At 29.6% G+C, this 6,614-nt stretch carries 6 protein-coding genes, 1 rRNA gene and 1 other RNA gene; all 8 read right to left on the bottom strand.

Translation table 11 applies throughout. The features are described from left to right. A 16S ribosomal RNA gene (locus tag IAA47_03735) occupies positions 1-185 on the bottom strand; the annotation flags it as partial. 191 nt (positions 186-376) lie between these two features. Beyond that, positions 377-718, bottom strand: an RNA gene (gene rnpB, locus IAA47_03730) — RNase P RNA component class A. A gap of 7 nt (positions 719-725) precedes the next feature. After that, positions 726-1,310 (bottom strand): hypothetical protein, encoded by a 585-nt coding sequence (locus tag IAA47_03725; GenBank protein MBU3842081.1) that lies wholly within the window; start codon positions 1,308-1,310, stop codon positions 726-728. Between the two features lie 15 nt (positions 1,311-1,325). Further along, complete coding sequence (locus tag IAA47_03720) at positions 1,326-2,102, bottom strand: Nif3-like dinuclear metal center hexameric protein (protein MBU3842080.1); 777 nt, start codon at positions 2,100-2,102, stop codon at positions 1,326-1,328. Continuing rightward, complete coding sequence (locus IAA47_03715) at positions 2,099-2,908, bottom strand: sigma-70 family RNA polymerase sigma factor (GenBank protein MBU3842079.1); 810 nt, start codon at positions 2,906-2,908, stop codon at positions 2,099-2,101. Before IAA47_03715 ends, IAA47_03720 begins: the two co-directional genes overlap by 4 nt. Before the next feature lie 73 nt (positions 2,909-2,981). Continuing rightward, positions 2,982-4,370, bottom strand: a complete 1,389-nt coding sequence (gene rpoD, locus IAA47_03710; GenBank protein MBU3842078.1) for an RNA polymerase sigma factor RpoD — start codon at positions 4,368-4,370, stop codon at positions 2,982-2,984. A gap of 30 nt (positions 4,371-4,400) precedes the next feature. Then, complete coding sequence (gene dnaG, locus IAA47_03705; protein ID MBU3842077.1) at positions 4,401-6,197, bottom strand: DNA primase; 1,797 nt, start codon at positions 6,195-6,197, stop codon at positions 4,401-4,403. Positions 6,198-6,470: 273 nt separating this feature from the next. After that, positions 6,471-6,614 (bottom strand): transposase (locus tag IAA47_03700; protein MBU3842076.1); only part of this gene is annotated, 144 nt, incomplete at its 5' end.

Here is a 6,614-nt window from a genome sequence, read left to right as displayed (position 1 = left end):
CATGCGAGACTCGCATAATATCCGGTATTAGCATTCGTTTCCAAATGTTGTCCCAGTCTGCAGGGCAAGTTCTTTACGCGTTATTCACCCGTCCGCCACCATCACCCGAAGGATCAAGTAGACTTGCATGTGTGTTAAGCATTCTGTCAGGGTTCATCCTGAGCCAGGATCAAACTCTTCGTTCAATCTATTTAACTCAGTAAAATTTACTGATTATTTATTACACCAATTTATTGTTGTGTTTGCATTTATTATCTTTCTCTATTCTGTTGCTAATGTCCTTATTTATTCATCTATGCCGCTCTCTCGCGGACAAAGATTATAATATCATAAATAATATTTTTCGTCAATACTTTTTTTTATTTTTTTAAAAAATTATTTTAGGCATTAAATAAGCCGGGTTTTGTTTATGTTAATTATTTATCTAGAATTATAATCACTTATAATTTCAAGCAACTTACCCTGAAAGCTGGACGAGCAGCCCTTAACCTTTCCTATTTAGTCTTGCTCCAGAGGGGGTTTACCTAGCTTCTTTAGTTTCCTAAAGAACTGGTGGTCTCTTACACCACCTTTTCACCCTTACCTTTAATGGCGGTTTCTTTTCTGTGGCACTTTCCTTAAAGTTTCCTTTAGCAGCCGTTAGCTGCCCTCTTGCTCTGTGGAGCCCGGACTTTCCTCTCCTTAAAAAGTTTAAGCAGCAATTAACTTTAATACCTAAATTTTTTTTATTTTTTTCTACTTACTATTTCCATCTCTTCTTTAAAACTCTTTTTATATTTTACCATAAGTATTCTTATTATCAAAGCAAAAATTATAAAAAATATAACTCCCATTATTATAAAAAATTTATTTTCTTTTTCCTCTACTACTTCTTCTTCTATAACAATAGGATCTTCTATTTTTATCTCTGCTAAAATACCATCTAATCCACTTAAAATTTCTAAAGTATATCTGTCAAATTGCTTCTCTTGGATATACTGTTCACTTGTATTCAACAAATCATTAATAGCATCTTGAACTTCATCAGCTTCTATATCTTTAGTTAACTTTAATTCAATTTTTAATTTACTATTATCTGTTTTTATTAAATTAAGTATTACTAATTTTTCAGCTTTTTCTGCTACAAACCCTTCATCTTCTGAAAAGCTATTGATATATACACTTATATCTCTTTTTCCACTTATCTCTTCTATCTTCTTTTCAATTTCTATTTTTTGATTTTCATTAAATAAATTTAAGTGATCATTAAATTTTCCAAATGTAAAAATACTCATTAAAAAAAATCCAATTATCATTAATCCTTTTTTCATTACTAACTCTCCAAATTAATAATTTTTAAAAATCGGTCCATCATTGTAGATTATAACATCTATTGACATTTTTTCAAAGTAACTTTTTAAAAGTTGAGCAAAACATTTTTCACCTTCAAAATGCCCAATATCAATTAAATTTAATCCACTTTCCATAGCATCTAAAGCTTCATGATATCCCACATCACCAGTTATAAATAGATCTACATCTAATTTTTTTACCTTTCTCCAGTAGCTCATTCCAGACCCATTTACAATAGCAATCTTTCTTATTAAGCTACTCTCCTCTCCTACCAATCTTACATTTTCTATCTCTAGTTTCTCTTTTAATAACTTAATATAGCTAGCTATTGTTGTCTCTTTGTCTAATTTATAGACTCTTCCTATTCCACAATTCTCTCCATTAATATTTTCATCTATAACTTTAGAATTGCTTACTCCTAACTCTTTTATAATATAATCATTCAACCCATTTAATGCCGAGTCTAAATTAGTATGAAGGGCATATAAATTTATCCTATTCTCTATTAATTTGATTATTTTTCTTCCTAATAAAGTTGAATAATCTATATTTTTTATCCCTTTAAATATCATTGGATGATGTGTTACTAACATATCAACACCATTTTCTATAGCGTTATCTATAGCTTTTTCAGTAGCATCAAGAGAGAGTTGAATTTTTTTAATCTCCCTTTTATTATCTCCTATCAATAATCCTACATTATCCCACTCTTCTGCTAAATTTTTAGGAAAATTTAATTCTAATTCCCTTATTACATCTTTAGTTATCATAAAAATATCTTTCCTTCCATTGTTGATAGAATTAAAAGAGCTTGTTCAAAAATAATCTCTCCCTCTCCCTTTTTTAATCCTAATTTTTCCTCTATTTCAAAAATAGAAAATCTCCTCTCTGCTCCAAATCCAAAATATAAGTTAAGTACCTCTATTTGTCTTAAACTCAGTCTATTTTTTAAGGCTCCAAACTCAATAGTTCTCTCCATTAATTTCTCTCTCTTATTAATTGCTTCTAAGCTTGGAAGTAGGTCTTCCTCTTTTAAGTACACCTCTCCGTCCTCTTCACTATGTATGTGTTCCTCTTTTCCAAAATTCTCTCTTTTATCTTTAAAAAATCTTTTAAACTCATTCTTTATATCTGTAATCTTGCTATTTATAAAGATTACCATCTCTCTAATTATCCAATATTTTTTATAATTTTCAAAATCTCCATATTTTTCTCCATCATATAGAGCTATTCCTTTCATAAGCCCCATTGTTCCCTCTTGAACAACATCTAAATATGCAACTCCCTCTCTTAAATAGTTAAATGCTATTGAGGCTACTACTGGAAGATTTTGTACTACAAAATCTTCTTCATTCTCCTCTTGATTTGGAATTATACTAGAAACCTCTTCTAAATAATCAATTACACTCTCTTCTCCCATTATCTCTAAATCTTCCTCTTCTAACTCTTTTAATGAAAGTTTAGAGTAATCTAATACTAGCTCCCTTTTCTCTTCTAAAAATTTTAAAAACTCCTCTTCATCAAAATATTTTTTTACAACTTGTCTTTCAAAATCTATTACATTTATCTTTTCCATACTCTGTTCTCCTTTTTATAAGCTTAAAAAGAGGCTGATAAAATCTCTATTTCCAGCCTCTCTCCCAAATATATTATACTTTAAAATCTTCCAATTTCTTTCTTCTGCTTGGATGTCTTAACTTTCTAAGTGCCTTAACCTCTATCTGTCTGATTCTCTCTCTTGTTACCTTGAAAATTTTTCCAACCTCTTCCAATGTTTTAGGAGAACCATCATCAAGTCCATATCTATATCTTAGTACTTTTTCCTCTCTACTACTTAAGCTATTTAATACTCCATCTAGTTGCTCTCTTAGTAATGATCTATTTGTTAATTCATATGGATTTAGCATTTTATTATCCTCTACGAAATCTCCTAATTCGCTATCTTCTTCACTTCCTACTGGAGTTTCTAAAGAAATCGGATCTTGATTCATCTCTTGAATAGCTTTTACCTTCTCTACCTCCATTCCAAGTCTTTCTGCTAAAACCTCAGGAGTAGCATCTTTTCCAGTTTCTTGAAGATAAATTCTAGCTTCTTTTTTAATTTTATTTATTGTTTCTATCATATGAACAGGTATTCTGATAGTTCTTCCTTGATCTGCAATAGCTCTTGTTATTGCTTGTCTTATCCACCAAGTAGCATATGTAGAGAATTTATATCCCTTTGTGTACTCAAACTTTTCTACAGCTTTCATCAGTCCTATATTTCCCTCTTGTATTAGATCAAGAAGTTTTAATCCTCTATTTGTATGCTTTTTAGCTATACTTACAACTAATCTCAAGTTAGCTTCTATTAGTTGTTGACTTGCCCATTCATCACCTTCTAAAGCTCTCTTTGCATACTCTAACTCTTCATCATGACTTAATAATGGAATCTGTCCAATCTCACGTAGATACATCTTTATCGGCTCATCTACTTTCATATCGCCAGAAAGAGTGAAAAGATCATCACTTATATACTCATCATCTCCAAGATCCTCTAAATCGTCAGGATTGAAATGATCAAAGTCATCATCAAAATCATCTAGTTTTCCATCTAAAACATCATCAAAATCATCATCTTCTAAAAAATCATCTTTTTCAAAATCTTTTTCAAAAAGATCAATATCTATATCCTCATCTTTGAAGTCATCTTTAAAATCATCGAATTTATCATCATCGATAATATCATCTTCTAGAATCTCTTCCTTCTCTTTCTTTTTTGTTGTTCTTGTTGTTTTCTTAGTAGTTCCCTCTTTTGCTTTTTTAGCTTTTTCCTCTTTTGCCTTAACTTCTTTAGCTATTTTTTTTGTTTTTTCTATATCCTCTTGTCTTACTATCTCTATACCTTGATCTATCATTCCAGTTATTAACTGTTCTATTTTATCAACTGGAAAATCATCTTTAAGCCCATCATTAATCTCTTCATAAGTGATACACTTATTCTCCATAGCTTTTCTAACTAAAGCTAGAACTTTTTCATTTTTTATAAACTCTCTCATTATTTGAGCCTCCTCTAAATAACTTATAGATTAATTTATTATCTCTTTAAAATTTTTATACATATTTTCTATCTCATCAAAACTATTTGTTTTACTTAAAGCTATTTCTAATTGCTTTATTTTGTTAACTAACATCAACCCTGTTACCAAATCCATACTTTTGACTCTTCGATAACTACTCTCTATCTCCTGTTTAAACCAAGATAAAAAAGTCTCTTTTAATAACTCTTCTATTTTTTTCTCATTCGAACTATTTTCTATTAGTGAACAAATTATAAGTTGCCACTGTTCCATTTCTTGAGATGTTAACTCTATATGTTCTGGAATATTGACTACACTTTCATCAGCTTCAGAACTTTTTAAATATTGATATATTTTTTTAGTTAAAGAGCCCTTTATATTCTTATCTCTAAAATAATCAAAATATTTTCTATTTGCTAAAATTAAAAAAACGGTATCTTTTTCAACCCTATTTATAATTTCAGACTCTTCCCCCATATTTATATTTACTAAATCTTCTTCGAATTTCCTTGATTTTTTTCTATTTTTATCTATTAAAATATCTTTTAATATATCTTTTTCAATCTCTAATTCTTTAGAAAGTCTGTCTAAATATAGTGTTTTCTCTAGTTCTGTATCTACACACTGAAAAAACTCCTTAAACCTATTTATGAAATTTTGTTTAGACATCATATTACTTAGATCATACTCTTTCAGATAGTAGCTAAATAAAAAATCAAATATTTCTACTGAATTTTTAACACATTTTAGAAAACTCTCTTTTCCAAACTGTTTTAAATACTCGTCTGGATCTTTAGCTCCTTCTAGTTTTAAAATTCTGATATTAAATCCCAAACTTTTTAAAATAAGACCAGCTCTCTCAGTAGCTGCTTGCCCTGGAGCATCAGAGTCAAAAGATAAAATTATATTGGAAGTATATTTTTTTAATAAGATTCCCTGTTCCTCTGTCAAAGCTGTTCCTAGAGGAGCTAGTGCTACATCAAACCCATAGATATAAGCAGATAAAACGTCCATATACCCTTCCATTAACATAGCATAATTTTTCTTTCTTATTATTCCACTTCTCTCTAATCCATATAGATTTTTACCTTTTTTAAATATTGGGGTATCTGGTGAGTTTATATACTTTGGAGTTTCCTTATCTTTTTCTAATGTTCTTCCTCCAAAAGCTATTACCTCTCCCTTTGTGGAGTATATTGGAAACATTATTCTATTTCTAAATACATCATAATTATTCCCATTCTCTCCCTCTTTTATCAATCCAAGTTTTAAAAGATCCTTACTTTCATAACCCTTAGATAGAAGATAATCATTTAACTCACTCCATCTATCTGGTGCAAATCCTAAACCATTCTCTTTAATAATTTTTGGATTTAGTTTTCTACCTGCAAGATATTCCAAAGCAACTCTTCCTTGATTTGAAAATATCATATCCTTATAAAAATTATGAGCTTCTCTCATTATCTCATAATATTTTTCATAATTATCTTGCTGTTTTATACTATTATTATCAATTCCTTTTATAGGAATACCATATTTTTTTGACAGCTCCTCTATAGCTTCTAAAAAACTAATCTTCTTATATTGTGAATAAAATGAAATGGGATTTCCACCTGCACCACAAACAAAACATTTACATATATTCTTACTAGGACTTACCATAAAAGATGGTGTTGTATCTGGATGGAATGGACATAATCCTTTGTAATTAGCACCTGCTTTTTTTAATTCTACAAACTCTCCCACTACCTCTTCTATTTTAAGAGAGTCTATTAAGAGGTCTATATCTTCTGTTTTATATTTCAATTTTTATATACCTCCCATCCTCTTTTTCTCCATAAAAATATAATATATATTCAGTTCTATAGTATAATATATTTTCAAAAATAAATCAAATAAAAATTAATAAAAAAGAGAGTAACCTGAATAGGTCATTCTCTTTTTTGTACCAGTGAACCTCTCCCACTTAAAATTACTTTGTAATTTTTGAAATGGGAGCTTCTTCTTGGGAAGTAGTTGCTTTTGTTAACCAACTATATTTACCAAGCTAACCCCGTAGTTCCTACGGTTCTTTTATTTTTAGACTGCTTGCTTTATTCTTAGACCTTCAGTCAATATATTTTTAGCTGCGTTTATATCTCTATCGTGATGAGTATGACAAACTGAACAAGTCCACTCTCTTACATCAAGAGTTTTCTTGCCATCTCTATAACCACATACAGA

The organism is Candidatus Fusobacterium pullicola (genome assembly GCA_018883725.1).
Taxonomy (GTDB): Bacteria; Fusobacteriota; Fusobacteriia; order Fusobacteriales; family Fusobacteriaceae; genus Fusobacterium_A; species Fusobacterium_A pullicola.
Note: the sequence above shows the minus strand (reverse complement) of the source record. Positions and strands in the feature narration are given on the sequence as shown.